Annotated in this window: 1 pseudogene; it reads left to right on the top strand. The window is 40.8% G+C overall.

Features of this window, described 5'->3' with window-relative positions:
- Nucleotides 1-245, top strand: a pseudogene (locus tag AAEY99_RS21630) (NAD-dependent malic enzyme); the annotation flags it as partial.

Here is a 245-nt window from a genome sequence, read left to right as displayed (position 1 = left end):
CCCCAACAGTGGGTGATGCCTGTGAAAAATTCTCAGATATATATCGCAGCGCACGTGGATTATTTATTTCATATGAAAATCGTTTTCAAATAGACGACATTTTACGCAATGCCACCAAAGGTAAAGTAAAAGTAATTGTGGTAACCGATGGTGAACGCATTTTAGGCTTAGGTGACCAAGGTATTGGTGGCATGGGTATTCCTATTGGTAAGCTATCTTTGTATACCGCATGTGGTGGCATTAGC

Source organism: Shewanella sp. S1-58-MNA-CIBAN-0166 (genome assembly GCF_040310085.1).
GTDB lineage: Bacteria > Pseudomonadota > Gammaproteobacteria > Enterobacterales > Shewanellaceae > Shewanella.
The sequence above is the reverse complement of the archived record's forward strand: the minus strand, read 5'-3'. Positions and strand labels throughout refer to the sequence as shown.